Annotated in this window: 20 protein-coding genes; all 20 read right to left on the minus strand. The window is 47.6% G+C overall.

Annotated elements, in window-relative coordinates; all coding sequences use genetic code 11:
- Positions 1-136: 136 nt before the first annotated feature.
- Positions 137-2515: an FtsK/SpoIIIE family DNA translocase gene (locus tag HP398_RS04550; RefSeq protein WP_173621996.1), complete on the minus strand. Its 2379-nt coding sequence runs from the start codon at positions 2513-2515 to the stop codon at positions 137-139.
- 222 nt (positions 2516-2737) lie between these two features.
- The gene (locus HP398_RS04555) at positions 2738-2968 is read right to left on the minus strand and encodes a YlzJ-like family protein (protein ID WP_017249276.1); all 231 of its coding nucleotides are present in this window, start codon (positions 2966-2968) and stop codon (positions 2738-2740) included.
- Positions 2965-3789, minus strand: a complete 825-nt coding sequence (locus HP398_RS04560; protein ID WP_173621997.1) for a ClpP family protease — start codon at positions 3787-3789, stop codon at positions 2965-2967. Before HP398_RS04560 ends, HP398_RS04555 begins: the two co-directional genes overlap by 4 nt.
- A 123-nt stretch (positions 3790-3912) precedes the next feature.
- Entirely contained in the window at positions 3913-5589 is a 1677-nt protein-coding gene (locus HP398_RS04565; RefSeq protein WP_017249278.1) for a ribonuclease J, read from the minus strand.
- Positions 5590-5735: 146 nt separating this feature from the next.
- A complete protein-coding gene (gene dapA / locus HP398_RS04570; protein WP_173621998.1) occupies positions 5736-6602 on the minus strand; it encodes a 4-hydroxy-tetrahydrodipicolinate synthase in 867 nt (288 codons plus the stop codon).
- Positions 6603-6657: 55 nt separating this feature from the next.
- Positions 6658-7884 (minus strand): aspartate kinase, encoded by a 1227-nt coding sequence (gene dapG / locus HP398_RS04575; protein ID WP_017249280.1) that lies wholly within the window; start codon positions 7882-7884, stop codon positions 6658-6660.
- An 11-nt stretch (positions 7885-7895) separates the two neighbouring features.
- Positions 7896-8936 (minus strand): aspartate-semialdehyde dehydrogenase, encoded by a 1041-nt coding sequence (locus HP398_RS04580; protein ID WP_069849223.1) that lies wholly within the window; start codon positions 8934-8936, stop codon positions 7896-7898.
- A 57-nt stretch (positions 8937-8993) separates the two neighbouring features.
- Complete coding sequence (locus HP398_RS04585) at positions 8994-9590, minus strand: dipicolinate synthase subunit B (protein ID WP_007719213.1); 597 nt, start codon at positions 9588-9590, stop codon at positions 8994-8996.
- On the minus strand, positions 9587-10489 hold the full coding sequence (gene dpsA, locus HP398_RS04590; RefSeq protein ID WP_017249282.1) for a dipicolinate synthase subunit DpsA: 903 nt from the start codon (positions 10487-10489) through the stop codon (positions 9587-9589). The genes HP398_RS04585 and dpsA overlap by 4 nt, the downstream gene beginning before the upstream one ends.
- A gap of 137 nt (positions 10490-10626) precedes the next feature.
- On the minus strand, positions 10627-10887 hold the full coding sequence (locus HP398_RS04595) for a YlmC/YmxH family sporulation protein (protein WP_017249283.1): 261 nt from the start codon (positions 10885-10887) through the stop codon (positions 10627-10629).
- 72 nt (positions 10888-10959) lie between these two features.
- Positions 10960-12213 (minus strand): M16 family metallopeptidase, encoded by a 1254-nt coding sequence (locus HP398_RS04600; RefSeq protein ID WP_017249284.1) that lies wholly within the window; start codon positions 12211-12213, stop codon positions 10960-10962.
- A gap of 112 nt (positions 12214-12325) precedes the next feature.
- Positions 12326-13303, minus strand: coding sequence for a polysaccharide deacetylase family protein (locus HP398_RS04605; RefSeq protein WP_017249285.1), 978 nt, complete (start codon positions 13301-13303; stop codon positions 12326-12328).
- A 157-nt stretch (positions 13304-13460) separates the two neighbouring features.
- A complete protein-coding gene (gene pnp / locus HP398_RS04610; protein WP_173621999.1) occupies positions 13461-15608 on the minus strand; it encodes a polyribonucleotide nucleotidyltransferase in 2148 nt (715 codons plus the stop codon).
- Between the two features lie 266 nt (positions 15609-15874).
- A complete protein-coding gene (gene rpsO / locus HP398_RS04615; RefSeq protein WP_015891708.1) occupies positions 15875-16144 on the minus strand; it encodes a 30S ribosomal protein S15 in 270 nt (89 codons plus the stop codon).
- 133 nt (positions 16145-16277) lie between these two features.
- Positions 16278-17219 (minus strand): bifunctional riboflavin kinase/FAD synthetase, encoded by a 942-nt coding sequence (locus tag HP398_RS04620; protein ID WP_017249287.1) that lies wholly within the window; start codon positions 17217-17219, stop codon positions 16278-16280.
- 3 nt (positions 17220-17222) lie between these two features.
- Entirely contained in the window at positions 17223-18149 is a 927-nt protein-coding gene (gene truB, locus HP398_RS04625) for a tRNA pseudouridine(55) synthase TruB (protein WP_017249288.1), read from the minus strand.
- A complete protein-coding gene (locus HP398_RS04630; protein WP_173622000.1) occupies positions 18142-19137 on the minus strand; it encodes a DHH family phosphoesterase in 996 nt (331 codons plus the stop codon). Before HP398_RS04630 ends, truB begins: the two co-directional genes overlap by 8 nt.
- Positions 19127-19492 carry a 30S ribosome-binding factor RbfA gene (gene rbfA / locus HP398_RS04635; RefSeq protein ID WP_007719226.1) on the minus strand — a complete coding sequence of 122 codons (366 nt, stop codon included), beginning with the start codon at positions 19490-19492 and terminating at the stop codon, positions 19127-19129. The genes HP398_RS04630 and rbfA overlap by 11 nt, the downstream gene beginning before the upstream one ends.
- Before the next feature lie 26 nt (positions 19493-19518).
- Positions 19519-19800: a DUF503 domain-containing protein gene (locus tag HP398_RS04640; protein WP_173622001.1), complete on the minus strand. Its 282-nt coding sequence runs from the start codon at positions 19798-19800 to the stop codon at positions 19519-19521.
- Positions 19800-22406, minus strand: a complete 2607-nt coding sequence (gene infB, locus HP398_RS04645; RefSeq protein WP_017249291.1) for a translation initiation factor IF-2 — start codon at positions 22404-22406, stop codon at positions 19800-19802. The genes HP398_RS04640 and infB overlap by 1 nt, the downstream gene beginning before the upstream one ends.
- Between the last annotated feature and the right edge of the window lie 11 nt (positions 22407-22417).

Consider the following 22417-nt stretch of genomic DNA (forward strand, 5'->3'; position numbering starts at 1 on the left):
AGTTTACATGAGGGGCGAGTATCATGCAAGCCAAATATTTATGAATAATAATGCAAAATGATTAATTTCGACAGGGATTTTTCTCCTAAAATAGGAAAAAAGACCCTGCCGGTACAAATACTGGCAGAGTCTTTCACTATGAAATATTGCTTTCTATGGACGGACGTGGTAGACGAACCTCACGAGGCTTGCTTCCCTCATAAGGACCGACTATTCCTTGAGCTTCCATCATATCAATCAATCGTGCCGCTCGCGTATAACCGACACGGAGACGACGCTGCAGCAAGGATGCCGATGCCGTTTGGGCTTCTGAAACAATTTGAACAGCTTGATCGTACAGTTCATCATCCACGACTGGCTGCTGTTCCTCTTGCACGTCACCCGGGATCATCTCTTCATTGTAGCGAACCTCTTGCTGTTCTTTCACAAAACGAACAACCTCTTCTACTTCCTTGTCGGATACAAAAGCTCCTTGAACACGAGTCGGCTTGGATGCCCCCATCGGCAGCGAAAGCATGTCCCCTCTACCAAGAAGCTTTTCCGCTCCTCCCATATCCAGAATCGTTCTGGAGTCAGCCATCGAAGATACCCCAAAGGCAATGCGGGAAGGGATGTTCGCCTTGATCACACCCGTAATGACATCTACGGAAGGACGTTGTGTCGCGATGATGAGATGAATCCCGGAAGCACGAGCCATTTGCGCGAGTCGACAAATCGCATCCTCCACTTCTCCCGGAGCTACCATCATCAAGTCCGCAAGCTCATCGACAATGACGACAATATAGGGAAGTGGCGTCCCTTCCACTTGCGCATTGTACATTTCAATATTGCGGCTCCCTGTTTTGGCAAACAAATTATAACGCCGCTCCATCTCTGCCACGACCTTTTTCAATGCAACAGAAGCTCTTCTCGGGTCAGTAACAACAGGAGCCAACAAATGTGGAATTCCGTTGTACACATTCAGTTCCACCATTTTCGGGTCAACCATCATCAGCTTGACTTCTTCTGGTTTGGCCTTGAACAAAATACTCATGATTAATCCGTTAATGCATACTGATTTTCCGCTTCCCGTCGCCCCCGCTACGAGCAAATGGGGCATTTTCGTCAAATCTGCTACGATCGGCTCTCCGGAAATATCCCGGCCAAGAGCAACGGTAAGCTTCCCTGGCGCATCTTGATACTCAGGAGCTTCTAACACTTCTCGTAGTGATACGACCGCTACCTCAGAGTTCGGAACCTCGATGCCAATGGCTGATTTTCCTGGGATTGGTGCCTCAATCCGGATATCTTTTGCCGCCAATGCCAGAGCAAGGTCATCCGTCAAGCTGACAATCCTACTTACTTTTACCCCTGTAGCAGGCTGAACTTCATAGCGTGTAACAGCTGGTCCGCGATGTACTTCGGAAACCGTTGCATTGACCCCAAAGCTCTTCAGTGTCTGCACTAATTTCGCCGCATTTGAGGTATGATCGACGTCTTTTCCTGTAGAACTCGCTTTAGGTCTTGCGAGCATTTGCAGATTTGGAAGCTCATACGGTATGGTGTTCTGTTCTTCTCTGGTATCTAGTGTACCGAAGATTTCTTCTTCTCCTTCGAGCGCAAACGTAATTTCCTGATTTGTTTTCGGTTGTGCAGCTCTCGCTTGATGACTAGGATCGACCAGTTCCTCATCCTCATCCAACGCAATGCGATCCGTAAAATCACGAATTAACGGGGCGTTCGGTTGCTGGACTTCTTCCTCCTGAATAGCAGGCTGTGGATGAGATTTTTGCTCTTTCAACGCAGTAACCGCGATTGTGCCGTTCTCTTCCTCCGATTGCTTTTGCTTGCGAGCCTCTTCGGATTCCTTTGCTTCCTTCTTTCGCTTCTCGCTCTCTTCCTGTAAAAGCTGTACAGAGTCCTTCACTGTATTTTTCGCCTTTCCGTAAAACAAAGCGAGCTTGTCCTTGGCAAACATCAAAATGTTTACATAAGAGAGATTGAACAGAAACATCAGTCCCACAAGGAAAAGGAAAACAATCACGAGACCCGTACCAATTGTCCCAACAAGACCATTTGTCACCGCAAAAAACAGGGCACCGATCATCCCTCCGCCTACCCCGGTGGTGGACACTTTCTGACCATGATCGAGCCAAATTCTGTCCCATGTAACCTTAATAATGCTTTGCTCTGCAAATTTTCCATCTGCGGTAATTTGTTTGTACAAAATCATGTGATCCCAGGTCAAAATCGCCACACCAATGAGCGCTATCCCTAAGACGCGGTAAGTAAGCTTCGGTGACTTTCTCGTAAACATCATATGTATGGCCATTCCGATTAGCAGAACAGGAATGATGAAATCCCATGAGCCCGCAATAAACCGAAATAGAAGTGCCAGTACATTTTTGCCCAGCCATCCACTCTCCAAAAGCCCGATCAAGGACAGCACGATGATGAGAAGTCCCAGCAGCTCTATTTTGACAACTGAGGCCAATGCCGCTTGTGAACGCTCTTTTTTTCTCCTACTCAATGGCACGCCTCCTCCTCGTCATTACACTCGTTATGTACTGTAATGGTAAGAAAACCTCTATCGAGGCCTTTTCAACGTAGAGCGACCGCGTTTTAGCGGAAAGTTTCCATGCGCTCCGGAATTTATTTAATAAATTCCTATTCGTTAAAAAAGGCAGCCGTCGCATGTTCGGCTGCTGTTCGTACATCACTAGTATAACACAGGAAATTCATAGAAATACAGGACTTCTTAGGCGAGCCATTCAGGTTGAAACTGAATTTTTTGTCCGGGTGCGAACTGCTCCTTCAGGTAGTCTTGCGGATCCGGACTAATCAGCCTGACGATTTTTCCTTCAAACGGTCCGGTTTGCTCAATGAGCATCGTGGCATGACCCACCGCGATCTCTTTCAGCTCTTGTTTCTCCACTTGCTCCATGTTCTCAAAAACCGTTTCCATCGGAATGATGGAGTATAAGATCATTGGAGTACACTCTCCTCGCCTTTTTGCGATTTGATCAGTTCGTTCAGCTTTTTCAGCGCACTTCCAAGGCCGCCGACTTCATCAATCAAACCATATTTAACCGCATCTACGCCAATCACATTCGTTCCGATGTCTCGTGTCAATTCACCGGTTCGGGTCATGAGCTCACGGAACTTTTCTTCCGAGACATTGGAGTGACGGGAAATGAAGCTCACTACACGATCTTGCATTTTGTCCAAGTACTCAAACGTTTGCGGCACACCAATGACAAGACCCGTCAAGCGGATCGGATGGATCGTCATCGTAGCGGTTTCTGCAATAAATGAGTACGAACCAGCTACAGCAATTGGCACACCGATACTATGACCACCGCCGAGTACGAGTGTGACTACCGGTTTAGATAATGACGCTACCATTTCCGCAATCGCTAAGCCCGCTTCCACATCCCCACCAACCGTATTCAAAATGACGAGCACGCCCTCTATTTTGCTGTTTTGTTCTGCCGCAACCAATTGAGGGATGAGGTGCTCATATTTCGTCGTCTTATTTTGAGGGGGCAACTGAATATGTCCTTCTACTTGTCCGATGATGGTCATACAATAAATATTGCTTTCGAGCTGTGGAACGTTTGTCTGGCCCAGTTGCGTAATGGAATCGAGCAGTTTTTTCTTCGGATCTTCTTGTGCAGGTGCTTCTGATGGCGGCGAAGCAGCAGGCTCCTGATCATCAGTTGGTGATTGTGGTTGGGATTCCTTACTATTTACCGCTGTACTTGCAAATGGTGGCCTATTTAAAAAATCGTTAAATTGTTGATTCGGCATGGATGATCCTCCCTCACTTTCCTCTGTAGTATGGATAAGGGGAGGAAAAATCATGCGCCCACAAAGCCAAAAAAAGCCAGAAACCCTTCTTCTAAAGGGTTTCCAGCTCTTTATCAAGTGATCCTACACTTCCATGATAATCGGCAAGATCATCGGACGTCTGCGCGTTTGCTCGTACAGATAACGGCCTAATGACTCTTTTACGTTATTTTTCAGTGAAGACCATTCATTCACATTTTCTTCCATGCATTTGACAAGTGTTTGGGTCACTATGCGATTTGCCTCATCCAGCAGCTCTTCGGATTCACGCACGTAGACGAAACCGCGAGAAATGATGTCTGGACCTGACAAAATCGTGCCATTTTGTTTGCTGAGTGTAACGACAACTACCAGTATGCCATCTTGTGACAGTAATTTGCGATCTCTAAGCACGATGTTTCCTACATCACCAACGCCCAAGCCGTCAATCAAAACGTTGCCAGCATGAACTTTTCCACCGTAACGGGCCTTGCCCCCTAAGAATTCAACTGTATCGCCGTTATCCAGCAAGAACGTGTTTTCTTCAGGAATGCCAACCTGTTCAGCAAGTAAGGCATGCGTTTTCAACATGCGATATTCACCGTGAACAGGAATAAAGTACTTAGGCTTCATTAGGTTTAGCATCAGGCGCAATTCTTCTTGGCTACCATGACCGGAGACGTGGACGGTTCCGTTAGGTCCATGGCCACCATAAATGACATCTGCACCAATGCGCGATAATTGATCGATCGTACGCGCCACGTATTTTTCATTCCCTGGAATGGGAGTGGCTGCAATAATAACGGTATCCCCTGGAAGGATGTCAATTTTCCGATGGGCGGATCGGGCCATCCGAGTGAGCGCGGACATAGGCTCTCCTTGGCTTCCAGTTGATAAAATAACGACTTGTTCAGCATTCAGCTTGTTGATTTCATCGATCTCAACAATCAAGCCCTCAGGGACCAACAAGTACCCTAAGTCTCTGCTGATATTAATAACATTTTGCATGCTCCGGCCGACAACCGTTAATTTACGGTTGAACTGTGCTGCAGCATCCACCACTTGTTGAATGCGGTGAACATTTGATGCAAACGTAGAAACCACAATACGTCCAGATGCTTTGCTGAACACATCCATGAGTGCTTTGCCCACTGAGCGTTCCGATCCGGTAAATCCAGGCCGTTCTGCATTCGTACTGTCAGAGAGCAAGCACAAAACGCCTCTGTCACCGATCATCGCCATTTTTGCCAGATCAGCTACCTGATTGTTAACAGGTGTTTGATCGAACTTGAAGTCTCCTGTATGAACGATGTAACCTTCTGGCGTGTCCAGGCATACCCCTACACAATCCGGGATGCTGTGGTTTACGCGGAAAAAGGTCGCTTTCATCTTTCCGAGAACGACTTCCGAGTCGCTGTTGATCAATACGCGTTTTGTTTCGTTTAGGATGCCCGCTTCTTTTAACTTTGCATCAATTAAACCAAGGGTAAGTTTTGTCGCATAAACCGGGACTTTCAAATGCTTCAGCACGTAGCTGAGGCCGCCGATGTGGTCTTCGTGTCCATGCGTAATAATAATACCCCGAACCTTGTCGCGATGTTCCTCCAAGTAGGTGATATCCGGAATAACCATATCAATCCCCAGCATTTCCTCTTCTGGGAACTTCAACCCGGCATCAATCACTACGATGTCATCACCGCTTTGTACCACGTACATATTCTTCCCAATTTCGCCGACTCCGCCCAGGGCGAAAACGAGAACAGAGTGATTCGACTTTGCCAAAACGTGTAACCTCCTATATTTAGTTGTCATGTCCACTCAAAAAAACCGCCCCAAATCACTTGTTCTTATTATACCCGAAGTGAAATCATGAACACAAGGAAAAAGAGCCATCCCGGGCAGGAATGGCTCTTGATCTTTCTATGGAGTTAAACAAGCAGGGAATGAACGAATGCTTTTTCTTGTTCATTCAGCTCAACTAGAGGCAATCGAACGCCCCCAACTTGAACGCCGAGCTTTTCTAATGCGACCTTGGTCGGTCCTGGGCTCGGGTAGGCAAACAGGCCTTCAAAAATCGGCAACAGCTTGCGATGGAGTCTTGCTGCATCTGCGTAATTACCTGCAAAATAAGCGTCCATCATGTCTGTCATTTGGCGGCCAACTATGTGACTCGCCACACTGACAATGCCCACTCCCCCGATAGACAGGATCGGCAAGGTTAAGCCATCATCACCACTATACAGCTCAAAGCCTTCTGGAGCATGTTCAATGATTTGCGACATCTGCGACAAGTTGCCAGAGGCTTCCTTCACGCAAACGACATTTGGCAGTTGAGCCAAACGCAGAGTCGTTTCCGCTGTCATATTGACAACAGTACGTCCTGGCACATTGTACAGCATGATTGGCAACTCGGTAGCATCAGCCAATGCCTTAAAGTGTGCGTAAAGCCCTTCTTGAGATGGCTTGCTGTAATAGGGTGCAACGAGCATTACAGCGTCTACGCCAATGGATTGTACAGCTTGAGTGAACTCTATACTGGAAGCTGTATCATTACTGCCTGTTCCAGCAATGATGTGGACTCTTCCTTTTGCGTAGGATACCACATGACGGAACAGATCAAGCTTTTCGGTACGAGACAAAGTCGGAGATTCGCCAGTCGTTCCACTGACGACAATCCCCGTCGTTCCATTTGCGATCAAATGATCAATCAAACGTTCTGTTTTATCGTAATCGATTTGAAGTTGATCATTAAAAGGCGTTACCATTGCGGTAAGCAGTCTACCAAAACGTGCCACTCACTCTCCAACTCCTCTTATCGTGATCAGTAGGTATTTAAGGCAGGATATGCTCTTACATATGTTGAACATGCAGATTGAACTGCTGATGAAGCGCACGAACAGCCTTCACCATATCCATTTCATGCACGAGTACCCAGATGGTTGTATGGGAGTCTGCCGATTGAAGAATTTGAATGTCTTCTTGCGTAAGTGCCTCCACGATTCGTGCCATCACACCCGGCACGCCCGTCATCCCTGCACCAATCACGGACACTTTTGCGCAGTGCGGTAACAGCTGCGGCTCGTATCCCATTTCCGTTAACAGACGAGCAGCTTTCTCTCCCATTTCATCATGGACCGTGTAAGCAACACCCATTGGGTTCACATTGATGAAATCTACGCTGATGTTATTGGTAGCCATCGTTTTGAAGACTTGTAACTGTGTATCGTAAGACCCTTCTTTGTTCGCTACCTTGATCTGGGTAATGTTCGGTACATGAGCAATTCCCATGACGACTCTGTCGTGTACAGTGTAGCCCATTTTCCCGATCTCCAGCATGGTTGTAACAAGTGTACCGGGGTCGTCCGAAAACGTAGAGCGAACACGAATCGGCACGTTTGCGTGCATCGCGATCTCCACCGCTCTAGGATGAATGACTTTTGCACCCAGGTGAGCCATGTTGCAAATCTCCGTGTAGGTCACCATGCCAAGTCGCTGCGCTTCCTCGACGATGCGCGGGTCCGCCGTCATAATGCCTTCCACGTCGGTGAAAATATCCACCGTTTCAGCCTTCAAAGCGACACCGAGAGCGGTTGCAGTTGTATCGCTACCGCCCCGTCCCAGTGTCGTAATTTCCCAATCGGCTGTACGTCCCTGAAACCCTGGAACGATCACAACTTGACTTTCCTCCAGGTCTTGCAAAATGCGACTTGGATCGATCGACGTGATTTGTGCATTCGTAAAATCGTCGCTCGTCACAATATTTGCCTGACCACCTGTCAAAATCGTTGCTTTAATTCCTCGTGCATTCAGCATGCTGCACATGATGGTAGCAGAGATGATTTCTCCGGTATGCATCAGCATATCCATTTCACGACTTGGCAGTTGGTTCCCATTCGCACGAACCAACTGCAAAAGTGTATCCGTTGCGTATGGATCACCCTTGCGACCCATCGCCGATACGACAACGACGAGGGCATAGCCCTCATCAATTGCTTTTTCCATATGGTAGATTGCCCGCATCCGGCAATCCTCCGTCGTCAAGGAAGAACCACCGAACTTCTGGACGAGAATCTTCACTAACCTCTCCCCTATACTCTTGCTTTTATGAGTTCTTCAGCGATTTGTACTGTATTCCATGCTGCACCCTTGAGAAGATTGTCAGAAACGATCCACATATGCAGTCCACGAGGATGATGGAGATCACGACGCACCCGGCCCACGAATACTTCCAGTTTGCCTGTTGCATCAGTAGCAAGTGGGTACTGCTGTTCCCCTGGCACATCTACTAACACGATACCAGGAGCGTTTTCCAGCAGGGCCTTTACTTCTGCCAGATCGTAATCCTGTTTCAGCTCTACATATACCGACTCGCTATGGCCATAGACCACTGGAATACGTACGCAAGTAGCTGAAACAAGTACAGTGTCATCACCGAAGATTTTTTTGGTCTCATTGACCATTTTCATTTCTTCATAAGTAAAACCATTGTCGGTGAACACATCAATCTGCGGAATCGCGTTGTACGCAATCTGATGATGTACAGGCAATTTGCCTACAGGAAGTACGTTACACTGCGGTTCTTTACCATCCAAAATGTCTCGACTTTGGTCGAGCAATTCATTGATCGCAGATTGACCTGCACCAGATACTGCCTGGTAAGTAGAAACGATGATTCGGTCTATACCAAAACGATCATACAAGGGTTTTAGAGCGGCAACCATCTGAATCGTAGAGCAATTCGGATTCGCAATGATTCCATTATGAGCGAGCGCAGCATCCATGTTTACTTCTGGCACAACGAGAGGAACATCTGGATCCATCCGGAATGCGCTGGTATTGTCAATGACAACTGCACCGTGACGCACTGCATGATGAGCCAGTTCCTTACTGACCGATCCACCAGCACTAAACAAGGCAAAATCAACCCCTGCAAAACTGTCTGGAGTCGCCTCTTCCAGTACAATTTCTTGCCCCTTGAAGGTGACTGTTTTTCCTGCAGAACGTCCAGAAGCAAGCAGCTTAAGCTGTTTGATTGGGAAGTTGCGCTGTTCTAATAGTTGAATCATCTGCTGTCCGACTGCACCAGTCGCACCGACTACAGCAACGTTGAAAGTCAGTTGGTTTGCCATCTCTTACTCTCCTCCTAATCGCGAAAAAGCAGGTTAATTGTTTATTCTGTAGTCTTATTAGTAGTTAAATCTTTCGATGAGCAAGGGTTGCAATTGTCGACCTTCCAAAGCTGCTTCGCATGTTTCCAATAGGAGATCCATACGAGCTACAAGCGAGTTCGGTTTTTTATCCGGGGCATCCTGCCCGAACGGCACGAAATACATATTTTTCGCGGCCAATAGCTTGGCAATATTGGCTGCATTTAATCCCAGACCATCATTGGTGGAAATGGCAATCACAATGGGTCGCAGATTACGCATCGTCGCTTTAGCTGCCATCAATACGGCACTATCCGTAATGGCATTCGCCAATCGACTCGTCGTACTGCCTGTGCAAGGCGCAATCAGCATGACATCCAACAACTTGGAAGGTCCCAACGGCTCAGCCTGAGGAATCGTCGAAATAAGCTCCTCGCCTGTCAGTTCCTTGATTTGTTGCTGCCAGCTTTGAGAAGTACCGAAGCGTGTATCCGTGGTCATAATCGTATTCGATACGATCGGTACCACCCGTGCCCCAGCATCCACAAATCGCTTAATTTGCGGCATGGTTTCCTCAAAGGTACAATGCGATCCAGACAAACCAAATCCAATGGTCTTTCCCTGAAGTTTACTCAAGTTGCATCCCCTCCTGGCGCTTTCCTTTGACCCGCAATAAGACGAGACAATGTTTGGGCTAAAATTTGTCCAGCGGTTTTCGGTGCAACGATTCCAGGCAATCCGGGAGCAAGAAGAGCTTTAATACCTCGTCTTTCAGCGTAACGAAAATCCGTTCCCCCTGGTTTGGAGGCAAGATCAAGAATAAACGCCGATTGAGGCATTTGAGCAATCACTTCTGCCGTGAGTAATAATTGCGGGATGGTATTAAAAATGAAATCAGCATTCGTAACCTGTTGCCTTACTTCGCTTATATGGAAGGGAGTCAATCCCATCTCATAAATGCGTGCCAAGTGTTCCTGACGTCTGGCCCCAACTCTTACGCGGGCTCCCAACGCATGCAATGCTCGAGCCATGGACAAACCTGTTCGGCCCAACCCCAAAACAATTGACTGTGATCCATGAATCGTAATATCCGTATGTTGAATCGCCATCATTAACGCTCCCTCTACAGTAGGGATAGAGTTATAGATAGCTACGTCATCACGATCCAATAGCTCCACGAGCGGAAGCTGGGTGGAAGCCAACAGCTTTTTCAGATAAGGCTTTGCCATTCCCGTGTAAACCACGCAATGACTCGGCAGACTCGCCACATGTTCGTCTAGCAACTGCATTTGTTTGGAGCAGAAAATACTTTCCACGTATCCTTGGTCATCGGTCCCTACGATGGGTAGGATGAGGGCGTCCACGTCTTTCAACACATCGCATGTTAATGGTTTCTTCGTTGCCCCTGTAAAATTACTTTCCAGGTTGTCGAAGCCAACTAACGTGACGCTAGCATCCAGTTGTATGCATCGCTTAATGACTTCCAACTGGCGAGCGTCTCCGCCGATGAAGGCAACATGTATGCCCGTTAGCATGCTGCGTTCCCCTTTCCACACATTTTACTGCATTAAATGATCGGAACGCAAAGGTTTTCCATTTGGAAAAGTTGACGGAAATCCATGCGGTCTACCCCCATCCTATTCCGCTCCTGCTACTTCGGTGACAGAAGCGCCTACTTTTGGGAAGCTTGTGCCTCAGGCGCTTGAAGCTGGATGATGACCATATCTGGCCCAATTTTTACAATGGATCTCCATGGGATCACGAGGTCCTCTCGCTTCTTACCGAACCCAAAGAAACTGCCTCCTGGCAAGATGATGGATTGAATCGTACCGTTTTCGGGATGGATGACTAAATCGGAATCACTGATGACTCCCATTTTCTCCCCGTTGTCCAGTCCAATAATCTCCTTCCCACCCAACTCGCTTAAGCGCATGGAGAAGCCCCCTTTGTCCTTTTATTTACTGTTGATATACGCAAAAAAATCCGGGCTATGCCGGATTTTTGCTTACAACAAAATATCGTTTTTCACGTTTTCAGGGAAGCCGTCGAGTGGACTCACCATCGCCATAGACATCTTGGAACGGAACAATTGCTGCGCCACAGCCAAAACAGATTCATGGGAAACACGGTCAATTTTGGCGATGATCTCGTCTAAACTTAGGTGACGGCCCAGCAGGAGTTCATTTTTGCCAAGTCGACTCATACGGCTATTCGTGCTTTCCAAGCTGAGCATCAGGCTGCCTTTCAGCTGCTCTTTTCCTTTATTCAGCTCTTTGTCCGTAATTCCATGATCAGCGACATCGCGTAGGACGCGCGAGACGATGTCAAAAACCTGTCCTACTTGCTCTGGTGCCGTTCCTGTATATACGTGGAACGTACCCGCTTCTTTGTAGGACGAATGATAGGAATAAACAGAGTATGCCAAGCCGCGCTCTTCTCGAATTTCTTGGAATAGACGCGAACTCATGCTGCCACCCAGGACGTTGTTCAGCAAAATCAAGGAGTATACATCAGGATGCCCTACCTTAAAGCCAGGTAGTGACAGGCACAGATGCGCTTGCTCTGTCGCTTTATGATGCGCGATCACATTTCCAGCAAAATCAGGAGTAGACAAGGTCGGCATACTGCCTGGACGCGAGAAAGTCTGAAAGCGCTTTTGAATGTCTTCAATCAAACTGTCTTCAAAATTTCCTGCTACTGTTATCACCGTATTCGTTGGCAGGTAATGCTGATCAATATAACCGAGCAAATCGTCACGTTTCAAGCTACGCAGGACATCCTCCGTACCCAAAATTGAATACCCCAGTGGGTGTGTGCTGTACGAAGCGCGCGCAATTAAATCATGCACCATATCATCTGGCGCGTCTTCATACATGCTAATTTCTTCAATGACGACGTTCTTTTCCTTTTCCAACTCATCTGCATCAAACACCGAGTTGAAATACATATCAGAAAGAACATCGAGGGCGATTGGAGCATGTTGGTCGAGCACCCTTGCGTAATAGCAGGTATACTCCTTCGAGGTAAAGGCGTTCACGTTTCCGCCAATCTCATCAAAGGTTTCCGCAATTTCCTTTGCAGAACGAGTAGTCGTGCCTTTGAAAAACATATGCTCGAGAAAATGGGAAATCCCGTTGTTTTTCTCGTTTTCATATTTCGAACCAGTCCCTACCCAGATGCCTAAGGCAACGGAGCGAACGGACGGAATCCGTTCCGTCACGATTCGAAGACCGTTATCACACGTATGACGTTGTATCACGTAAATCCTCCTCGGTTGTTCATCTGTCTCTACCCGAAACCTCGGGGAATTTCTTGTAAACACGTCTAACTATAGCAAACTTCCTTTGTCTCCACAATAAATGAACATGTATTTACGGTGACGGGAGTCTGCGACTCGATATTACCTCCGAAACAGTCGTCGGCTGTAGCCCCTTCTTTTTGGCGATCGTCAGAAGTTGATCTAAACTGGCCTCGGAGGTAGATGTAGGGTGCATGAGTACGAGGACACCGTTCTCCATTTTCCGGCTTATTTTATTGATCACATAAGCAGGCGAAGGTTTCTGCCAGTCAATCGTATCTGCCGTCCATAAAATCGTCTTCATTTGATAAGAAGAATGCGCGATTTGTACAACGCGTTGGTTAAAAGCACCAGATGGCGGTGCAAACAAGGAGGGCTTCACTTCCAGCGTTTTATAAATAACATCTTGCGTACGACTTATCTCTTGATGAATTCTCTGTGTCCCCAGTGTGTTCATATCGGGATGGGAATACGCATGATTACCAATCTCATGGCCACGAGCCAAGATCTTTTTTGCTTCTTCTGGGTAACGTTTTGCCCAAGAGCCATCCAGAAAGAAGGTTGTCTTTACCTTGTGCTTATCAAGTGTATTGAGCATTGAATCGAGATACTCATTCCCCCAGGCCACGTTGATCATGAAAGAAATCGCCGGCTTATTCGGATTTCCTCGATAGATGGGATGTGCTCCCAATTGCTCAAGCGAAACCGCTGGAGGTACTTCCTTGTATACCAGCAAATCTGGACTAGACACACCCGCAGCCAGCATTTTATTGATTGATTCTTCTACATCCACAACGCGTCCATTATATCCCGGAATCGCTTTCCATGTCTGATCGACGACGGCATCTATCGGCTGTTCCTCTCTGCCCTCTTTCCACTTTTCAATCTGCGCCCGTAAACGCGCTTTTTCGTTTTCGTTATGATCTCCATTCACTACCTGGACATGTTTGATCGTACTGATGTAATGATGAATAGGCTGATAATTCAAGAGAACGATCAGCGCTGCTCCATATATAACGATGAACAAAAGTCTCCTGGTCCTATTCGTCATTAGGGCGTCGCCCTCCTCTATCGATCGTACGAGTCTCTCTTGTCCAATGTATGAGAGGAAGGAACGACTTAGACATACGAAACGGGAGCATCTGGCACATAAAAGAAAAAGCTTCCGTACACGAATTTCTTCGAGTGACGAAGCCTTTTGTTTTTCTTTATTCTTCTTTTGCTGGTGTTTCAGCAGCTTGTGCCGCAGCAGCTTGCTCTTTCAAAACTGCTTTGCGAGAAAGATTCACACGACCTTGGTCGTCGATCTCGGTCACTTTCACTTGTACTTTATCACCAACTGCGACAACATCTTCTGTTTTGGCTACACGCTCTTCAGCCAGTTGAGAGATGTGGCACAAGCCTTCTTTACCTGCGAACAATTCGATGAACGCACCGTACTTCTCTACGCGTTTTACTGTTCCCAGGTAAACCTGACCAACAGCTACCTCACGAACCAGATCTTCAATGATTTGTTTCGCGCGCAGATTCGCTTCGTGGTTGATGGATGCGATGAAGACTCGTCCATCTTGCTCGATATCGATTTTTACGCCGGTTTCTTCGATAATCTTATTGATGACACGACCTTGTGGACCGATTACATCACGAATTTTCTCCGGATTGATCGTCATGGTCATGATTTTTGGTGCATAAGGAGACAGTTCTTTACGCGGTTCGGAAATCGTGCTCATCATATGGTTCAGGATGTGCAAACGACCTACACGCGCTTGCTCCAAGGCCAGCTCTAAAATCTCACGGTTGATACCGGAAATTTTGATGTCCATTTGGATAGCTGTTACACCAGCCTCTGTACCCGCTACTTTGAAATCCATGTCTCCCAAATGATCTTCCATACCTTGAATATCAGTCAGGATCGAGAAAGATTTCTCATCTTTGCTCATGATCAAGCCCATCGCAATACCTGCTACCGGAGCTTTGATCGGTACACCTGCATCCATCAAGGCAAGTACGCTCGCGCAAATCGACGCTTGCGATGTGGAACCGTTGGATTCAATTACTTCAGATACGAGACGAATCGTGTATGGGAACTCTACCTCAGATGGAATGATCGGCTCAATTGCACGCTCACCCAACGCACCGTGTCCGATTTCACGACGCCCTGGAGGACGCAACGGACGTGCTTCACCCACGCTATACGGTGGGAAATTGTAGTGGTGCATGAAACGCTTGGATTCTTCCAGACCGAGTCCATCGAGAATTTGAACATCTCCCAGCGCGCCCAATGTGCAAACGCTCAGTGCTTGCGTCTGACCGCGGGTAAACATAGCAGAGCCATGTGTACGGGAAAGAATGGTTGTCTCACTGGACAGCGGGCGGATTTCGTTCAGAGCGCGTCCATCAGGGCGAACTTTCTCATCCGTAATCAGACGGCGAACCTCATCCTTGACAATATTGCCAAGTACTTCGCTAATCATCTTTTCCTGCTCTGGGTATGCCTCAGGGTCCTTGGCTGCAAAATGTTCTTTGGTTTCTGCCTTGATATCGTCAATAGCATCGTAGCGTGCTTGTTTTTCTTCGATGCGAACAGCTTCTTTCAGGCGAGCTTCCGCATATTCACGCACAGCTTGATCGATTTCAGGATCCACCTCATGCAAGATGACTTCCATCTTTTGCTTGCCAATTTCGGACACGATCATGTTCTGGAATTCTACCAGTTGCTTAATAACGTCATGACCCGCCATGATCGCTTCAAGCATTACTTCTTCCGGTACTTGGTTCGCAGCTGCTTCCACCATGTTAATCGCTTTGTGTGTACCTGCGACAGTCAGGTGAATATCGCTTTTCTCCGCTTGAGCTACGGTAGGGTTAATGACGAACTCCCCGTCAATTCGTCCTACGATCACTCCTGCAATCGGACCTTCAAAAGGAATTTCCGAAACGGATAGCGCTGCGGAAGTACCGATCATCGCAGCGATTTCAGGTGAGCAGTCTTGATCCACAGACAGAACAGTATTTACGATTTGTACATCGTTACGGAATCCTTCTGCAAAAAGAGGGCGGACAGGGCGGTCAATCAAGCGGCTAGCCAAAATTGCCTTTTCGCTCGGACGTCCTTCTCTTTTAATAAAGCCGCCAGGAATTTTCCCAACCGCGTAGAGACGCTCCTCATAGTTGACAGTCAATGGAAAGAAATCAAGTGGTTTTGGTTCCTTCGAGACTGTAACTGCGGACAGGATTGCTGTATCGCCGTAACGAACCAAGACCGAACCATGCGCCTGTTTAGCCATTTTGCCAAATTCCAGGGTCAGTTTTCGGCCTGCCAGTTCGAAGTCATATGTACGGTATTGTTGCTCCATGATGCTAGCAGTCCTCCTTCACAACAATGTGCATTTCACACTTTGTTTTCTACCTATATGTATTATTTCCTGCCATGATAAAAATTAAATGGCTACCTTTGGCAGTCTTTCTAGATAATAAAAAAAGCTTCTTTTGAAGCTAATTAAATCTACCAGATAGGTCACAAGCTTTTTTACTCGTTTCGGATGGGCTTAGCGCATTTCTACGCTAAACCCTCCTACACGATAGAAAAAGCGGGCAGAACCCGCTTTTTACAAGACGCTGATTAGCGGCGCAGACCCAGGCGGTCTACAACCGAACGATAGCGTTGAACATCTGCTTCACGCAGGTATGTCAACAGGTTACGACGTTGACCAACCATTTTCAAGAGACCACGACGGCTGTGGTGATCTTTCTTGTGCGTACGCAAGTGTCCGTTCAGATTGTTAATGTTTTCGGTCAAGATAGCGATTTGCACTTCCGGTGAACCGGTGTCGTTCTCATGAGTACGGAACTCTTGAATCAGTTGAGTTTTACGTTCTTGAGTCAATGCCATCATGACTCACCTCCTCATTTTTTATACCGTTCGCCGAGTCTGCCGTCGGTGAGAATCGGACAGCCAAGCTACGGTTATCTGTACAACGTTTTGAATTATAGCATACCATTTTGTGAAAAGCAAAGAGAATCCTTTACGAGATTCCCTCTGCGAATTTTTGTTTCGCCGTTTGTACATCTCGTCCAATTTGCGCAATGAGCGCATCGACTCCAGCAAATTTCTGTTCTTCCCGAATGTAGAACAGGAACTCTACTTCTACTTCTTTGTCATAGATTTCACCAGAGAACTCAAATATGTGCACTTCTAATGACTTTTCTTTTTTCTCCAGTTCAAATGTAGGCTTGATGCCTACGTTCATGACGCCATAGTAGCTTTGTTCATCTACGGTAAACCGAACGCCGTAGACCCCATTCTTTCCGATTAAGTACGGCTGATTCACTTGGACATTCGCTGTAGGAAAGCCAATGGTTCGACCGCGTTTGTCGCCATGCACGACTGTCCCGCGAACTTTGTAGGAGCGGCCTAGCAAATGGCGAACCTGCTCGACATCCCCATGATGCAGATATTCACGGATGATTGTACTGCTCACTTTTTCACCCAAACGATTTACCGGACCCACTATGTCGAGCCCATAGCGACCTTTGCTCATTTCTTGCAGGGTATGGGCAGTCCCCATCCCGCGATAGCCAAAGGTGTAGTCGAAGCCAACGACAATATGGCGGCATTCCAATGGGAGAAGGCACTCTGCGATGAAATCTTCTGGATAAATAGCCGCAAAGCTAATATCGAACTTCATTACATAAGTGGTGTCTACGCCCATCTTTTCGAATTGCTCGAGCTTGTCTGCAAGTGGTGTCAAATAGCGGGTATAACCGCTTTGCCCCAATACTTCTCGAGGATGCGGATCAAAGGTCACTACCGTACTTTGCCATCCGTTTGCTTTCGCTGTATCAATCGCCTTTTGAATTACACGGCGATGCCCAATATGTACACCATCAAAGTACCCCAGTGCAATCGCACAAGGATTCGCTTGCAGGTCAGACGGAAACGGGTATGTCAGGTAGATCGTTTTCACGGATTACACCTCGGCTGGAAAGACTTTTTCTGGTTTGGCGAAAAGTCCTTTGTCTCCACGGCATACGCGATGGATGCCAAGTAATTCTTCCCCCGCAAACAAGCAAATCAAGCTTCCTTCCTCCGTAGTGACGCCCGGAAGCGCAGTAGCAAGTCCATTACGTACTGCTTTGATCCGTTCTGGCTTAACCTGAAACGACGGTAAGAACGAGATTGCCTGAGGGATGGAGACCAAGTAGCGGGAAATGTCTTCCCCGGTTGCTGCCTGTTCCTCAATCTGCTGGAGGGGGATTGCCTCTTGCTCTTGGAACGGGCCGCTTTTTATTCGCCGCAACAGCTTCATATGGGCAGGATAACCCAGAGCGCGTCCGAGGTCAACACATAAGGTGCGCATGTATGTGCCTTTGGAGCACGTACATGTGAATGCAACATCGACAGTGTCCCCATCCACGCTGATCTTATGAAGGGTCAGCTCATACAGCGTCACTTTCCGTGCCTGCCGTTCGATCACCGTGCCTTCACGAGCCAGGTCGTACAACCGCTTGCCGTTTACCTTCACCGCTGAGAACATCGGAGGTACCTGCTCCATTTCACCCAAAAAGGATTCGAACAGCGCTTGAATACGCTCCGTAGTAATCGATGCTGCATCTACGCTAGCTTGCTCCACCACTTCTCCGGAAGCATCTTCCGTCGTGGTCGAAGAGCCGAGGCGCATGACTACATCATAGCGCTTAGGCAGCTCTTGCAAATATTCAACTAGCCGCGTTGCGTGTCCCACACAAATGGGGAGTACACCCGTTACATCTGGATCCAGTGTACCCGTATGCCCCACTTTTTTCGTTCCATACAATCGACGAATTCGTGCTACACAATCATGGGAGGTCATACCAGCTGGCTTATCGATAACCAGCACGCCGTTCACGTTACTCATCGAATTTCACTCCTACTGCATCGTCCAGCACAGTCCATACTCTTTGCTGTACTTCTGAAAGTGGTCCTTTGATCGTGCATCCTGCTGCTTTTGCGTGTCCACCACCACCGAGCTGCTTAGCAATGACAGCTACATCAACCCGATCGCGAGCACGCATGCTCACCTTGACCACTCCTAGTTCCGCTTCCACAAAAGAAACGCCTACCTCGACTCCCTCAATGTTGCGGCAGTAATTCACCAATCCACCAGCATCTTCTCGCTCAGCACCCACTTCGACAAAATCTGCTGCCGAAACAGTGATCGAAGCAACCAAATTTTGATGGGACAGTTGCAAGGTTTGGAGAGCACGTCGCAAAACTTTCACATGGGCAAATGTGATTTCCTCCAGGCAGCGCTCTGCTACGTCTCCTGGCTTCACACCATATCCGAGCAATCGAGCAGCGATTTCCATGACACGCGGTGATGTATTGGAATAGCGGAAACCGCCTGTATCTGTCAGAAGACCTGTATAGATGCACAGCGCAAGCTCTTCATTGAAAGAAACCCCAGCTGCTTCTGCAACATCAAACAAAATCTCTGCTGTTGCGGCTGCATCCGGCCGAACCAGATTTACCGTTCCAAAATGATCGTTGGTCGGATGGTGATCGACATTCAGCAAAGCAGCTCCAGACGCAAATAAAGACCGTACATCGCCCATCCGCGACTCATCCGCGCAGTCTACAGCGATTACGGCCCCGAACGTCTCGTTCAGTGGTTGCTTGCGCAGGTTATAAAGACGGTCAAACCTTGGCAAGAAGTTAAACTTGATCGGTGTTTCCCCTTCGTTTACAACCACATACTCTTTTCCCAACTGCTCTAGCATGAGCACGACTCCCAAAGCAGATCCTGTAGCATCTCCGTCAGGACTTACATGAGAGAGAACCAGGAAGCGGTCGTGCTCCTGCATAAACCGCGCCGCTTCCTGTACTGCTATTTGATTAGGATTCATCCTGTTTCTCTCCCTCTGTGGAGATTTCCCGCAGGATTGATTCAATTTTGCTGCCGTAGTCAATGGACTCGTCCAGCTTGAATACAAAATCAGGAATGTGACGCAGCTTTACGCGTTTCCCGATCTCCGTACGTAAATAACCTTTTGCTTTTGTCAAACCTGCAAGAGAAGCTTTACGCTCTTCCTCACTGCCAAAAATGCTGACAAAAACCTTTGCCAATTGCAGGTCACTGCTTACCTCTACATCTGTTACCGTTACGAAACCGACACGAGGATCTTTGAGTCCACGCTGCAATACGAGGCTCAATTCTTTTTTGATTTCTTCGCCTACGCGGCTGATTCGTGTTTTATTCATCGATTTTCACCTCCGCTAGCTGCTCTTTACTCGTAGTATTCCGTATCCACGCGAGTCAACTCTACCTCTGGATGGTTTTCCACGAATCGTATGACAGCCTGCATTTCTTGTTGTAAAAAAGAGATCTCATTAGCAACGGCAGCGATACCCAACACGGTACGCTGCCATTGCTCGAGATAAGCCACCTCTGCCGCGGAGACGTTAAATCGGCTCCCCAGCTTGCCGATCAGACTTTTGACGATGGCCCGTTTTTCTTTCAGGTTTTGGCTAGCGGGCAGAAACAGTTCAATCTGCACACCTGCTACCATTATTGTTTCACTTCAACCATAACGAATGCTTCGATGACGTCATTAATTTTGAGGTCATTGAAACGTTCCAAGGTCAGACCGCACTCATAACCCGCAGCAACGTCTTTCGCATCGTCTTTGAAGCGCTTGAGTGTATCGAGCTTACCTTCATAAATCACAATGCCTTCACGGATCAAACGTGCACCAGCATCACGGCTCAATTTACCTTCAGTCACATAGCAACCTGCAATGTTTCCAACCTTGGATACCTTGAACACTTCACGAATCTCAGCTTGACCGATAATATTTTCTTTGAAGACTGGATCCAGCATACCTTTAAGAGCTTGCTCGATCTCTTCGATTACCGTGTAAATAACACGGTGCAAACGGATGTCGATCTTCTCTTGTTCCGCCATGCTGCGTGCATTTGGTTCAGGACGCACGTTGAAACCAATGATGATGGCGTTGGAAGCATTTGCCAGCGTTACATCGGATTCCGTAATCGCGCCAGCACCTGTATGAATGATTTTCACACGAGTACCGTTGACATCGATTTTCTCCAGAGCGCCACGCAGCGCTTCTACAGAACCTTGTACGTCACCTTTTACAATCAGGTTCAGCTCTTTAATATCGCCTTCTTGGATGTGTTGGAACAAGTCATCCAAAGATACACGGGAGCTCTCACGACGCTCGGATTCACGTTGCTTGGAAGCACGTGCTTCCCCGATCGCGCGGGCTTTTTTCTCGTCTTCAAAGACGCGGAATTGGTCGCCTGCTTGTGGAACGTCATTCAAACCAGTGATTTCTACTGGAGTAGAAGGTCCTGCTTCTTTCAGGCGGCGTCCTTTGTCGTTCACCATGGCACGTACACGTCCGAAAGCGGAACCTACTACAATTGGGTCACCAACGCGCAGGGTACCTTGTTGAACCAGAATGGTTGCAACTGGACCGCGTCCCTTGTCAAGCTCTGCTTCGACAACAGTACCGCGAGCGCGCTTGTCTGGGTTTGCTTTCAGTTCTTGTACCTCGGAAACGAGCAAGATGTACTCAAGCAATTCTTCGATACCTGTACGCTGCTTAGCGGACAATGGGGAGAAAATAGTTTCGCCGCCCCACTCTTCGGCAACCAACTCATACTCGGTCAATTCTTGCTTGATGCGGTCAATATTTGCTTCTGGTTTGTCAACCTTGTTGACTGCAACGATGATAGGTACGTTAGCCGCTTTCGCATGGCTGATCGCCTCAATCGTTTGTGGCATAACACCGTCATCCGCTGCAACAACCAGAATGGTGATGTCTGTAATTTGCGCACCACGAGCACGCATTGTTGTAAAGGCCGCGTGACCTGGTGTATCTAGGAAAGTAATTTTCTTTCCTTTGATTTCTACTTGGTACGCACCGATGTGCTGTGTAATTCCGCCTGCTTCGCCTGCTACAACGTTTGTAGAGCGAATCGCATCCAGCAAAGTCGTTTTCCCGTGGTCAACGTGTCCCATGATGGTAACAACTGGTGGGCGCTCCAAGAGACTTTCTGGTGCATCCACTTCTTCCAATGTTTCGAAGTTGGTTTCATCGATGATGATTTTTTCTTCCACTTCTACATTGTAGTCTGCACAAATGAGTTCGATTGCTTCACGATCAAGGTACTGGTTGATTGTTGCCATGATGCCCAATCCAAACAGCTTCTTGATCACTTCCGCTGGTTCCTTGCGGAGTTTCACTGCCAACTCGTTCACTGTCAAAGACTCGGTAAACGTAATCTTTGCTGGTGGTTCCAGAACAGGACGTTGCGGCTTTTGTCCACCACGATGGTTATTTCCGCGACGGTTATTTTGGTTGTTGCGGTTATTTCCACCACGGAATGGTTGGCTCTTTTTGTTATCCTCAAAAGTCTTTTGAGTTTGAGGAGCCTTTTTGATTTTCTCGCGCTTCTCCATACCAACATTGGATGGGAGTTTTACTTTATCTTCAAACTCTTCTCCTGTACGTCCCTCTGTCTGATTAGCAGCAGGTTGTTGTGCAGGACGCTGTTGGTTTTGTGGGCGTTGCTGATTGTTCTGTGGTCTTTGTTGTCCTTGGCCTTGTGGTCTTTGTTGTCCTTGACCTTGTGGTCTTTGTTGTCCTTGGCCTTGTGGTCTTTGTTGGTTACCTTGTGGCTTGCGGTCATTCGGTTTTGCGGGTTGACTTCTCATATTGTTTGGTTTTCTCTCCTGATTCTTCCCCTGATTTTTTCCATGTTGAGGACTTTGCTGATCGGAAGTAGCACTGTTGTTACCGAAACGAGTAGTATTTGTCGTGCTTCCTTCACGATCGCCATTTTGTCTGTCATTTCTAACAGCTTGAGCTTGCCCCGACTGTTGCTGGGGTCTAACCTGTTGTCCTCTGGAGTCGGTGGGGCGACGTTGATCGTCTGTTTGCTTTGGTCGTGCATCGCTTGACGAGTTGCGCGCTTCTGGCTTGGCGCCAGAACGCAATTTGGCCATGTGATCCTCGATCCTTTTAATCGTCCCTTCTTCCATGATACTCATATGATTTGCTACTTCTATATTCAATCGTTTTAGCAAATTGAGGATTTCCTTACTGCTCATGTTGTGCTGTTTGGCATACTCATACACACGTGTCTTCAAATATACTTCAC

This window comes from Brevibacillus sp. HB1.4B (genome assembly GCF_013284285.1).
Lineage (GTDB): Bacteria > Bacillota > Bacilli > Brevibacillales > Brevibacillaceae > Brevibacillus > Brevibacillus porteri.

Coding starts and splice junctions, on each gene's coding strand:
- HP398_RS04555 (WP_017249276.1), bottom strand. CDS start 2,968: ATGATCTTATACTCCATCATTCCGATGGAAACGGTTTTTGAGAACATG.
- HP398_RS04560 (WP_173621997.1), bottom strand. CDS start 3,789: ATGCCGAATCAACAATTTAACGATTTTTTAAATAGGCCACCATTTGCA.
- HP398_RS04580 (WP_069849223.1), bottom strand. CDS start 8,936: ATGGCAAACCAACTGACTTTCAACGTTGCTGTAGTCGGTGCGACTGGT.
- dpsA (WP_017249282.1), bottom strand. CDS start 10,489: ATGCTAACGGGCATACATGTTGCCTTCATCGGCGGAGACGCTCGCCAG.
- HP398_RS04595 (WP_017249283.1), bottom strand. CDS start 10,887: ATGCGCTTAAGCGAGTTGGGTGGGAAGGAGATTATTGGACTGGACAAC.
- HP398_RS04605 (WP_017249285.1), bottom strand. CDS start 13,303: ATGACGAATAGGACCAGGAGACTTTTGTTCATCGTTATATATGGAGCA.
- pnp (WP_173621999.1), bottom strand. CDS start 15,608: ATGGAGCAACAATACCGTACATATGACTTCGAACTGGCAGGCCGAAAA.
- rpsO (WP_015891708.1), bottom strand. CDS start 16,144: ATGGCATTGACTCAAGAACGTAAAACTCAACTGATTCAAGAGTTCCGT.
- truB (WP_017249288.1), bottom strand. CDS start 18,149: ATGAGTAACGTGAACGGCGTGCTGGTTATCGATAAGCCAGCTGGTATG.
- HP398_RS04630 (WP_173622000.1), bottom strand. CDS start 19,137: ATGAATCCTAATCAAATAGCAGTACAGGAAGCGGCGCGGTTTATGCAG.
- rbfA (WP_007719226.1), bottom strand. CDS start 19,492: ATGAATAAAACACGAATCAGCCGCGTAGGCGAAGAAATCAAAAAAGAA.
- HP398_RS04640 (WP_173622001.1), bottom strand. CDS start 19,800: ATGGTAGCAGGTGTGCAGATTGAACTGTTTCTGCCCGCTAGCCAAAAC.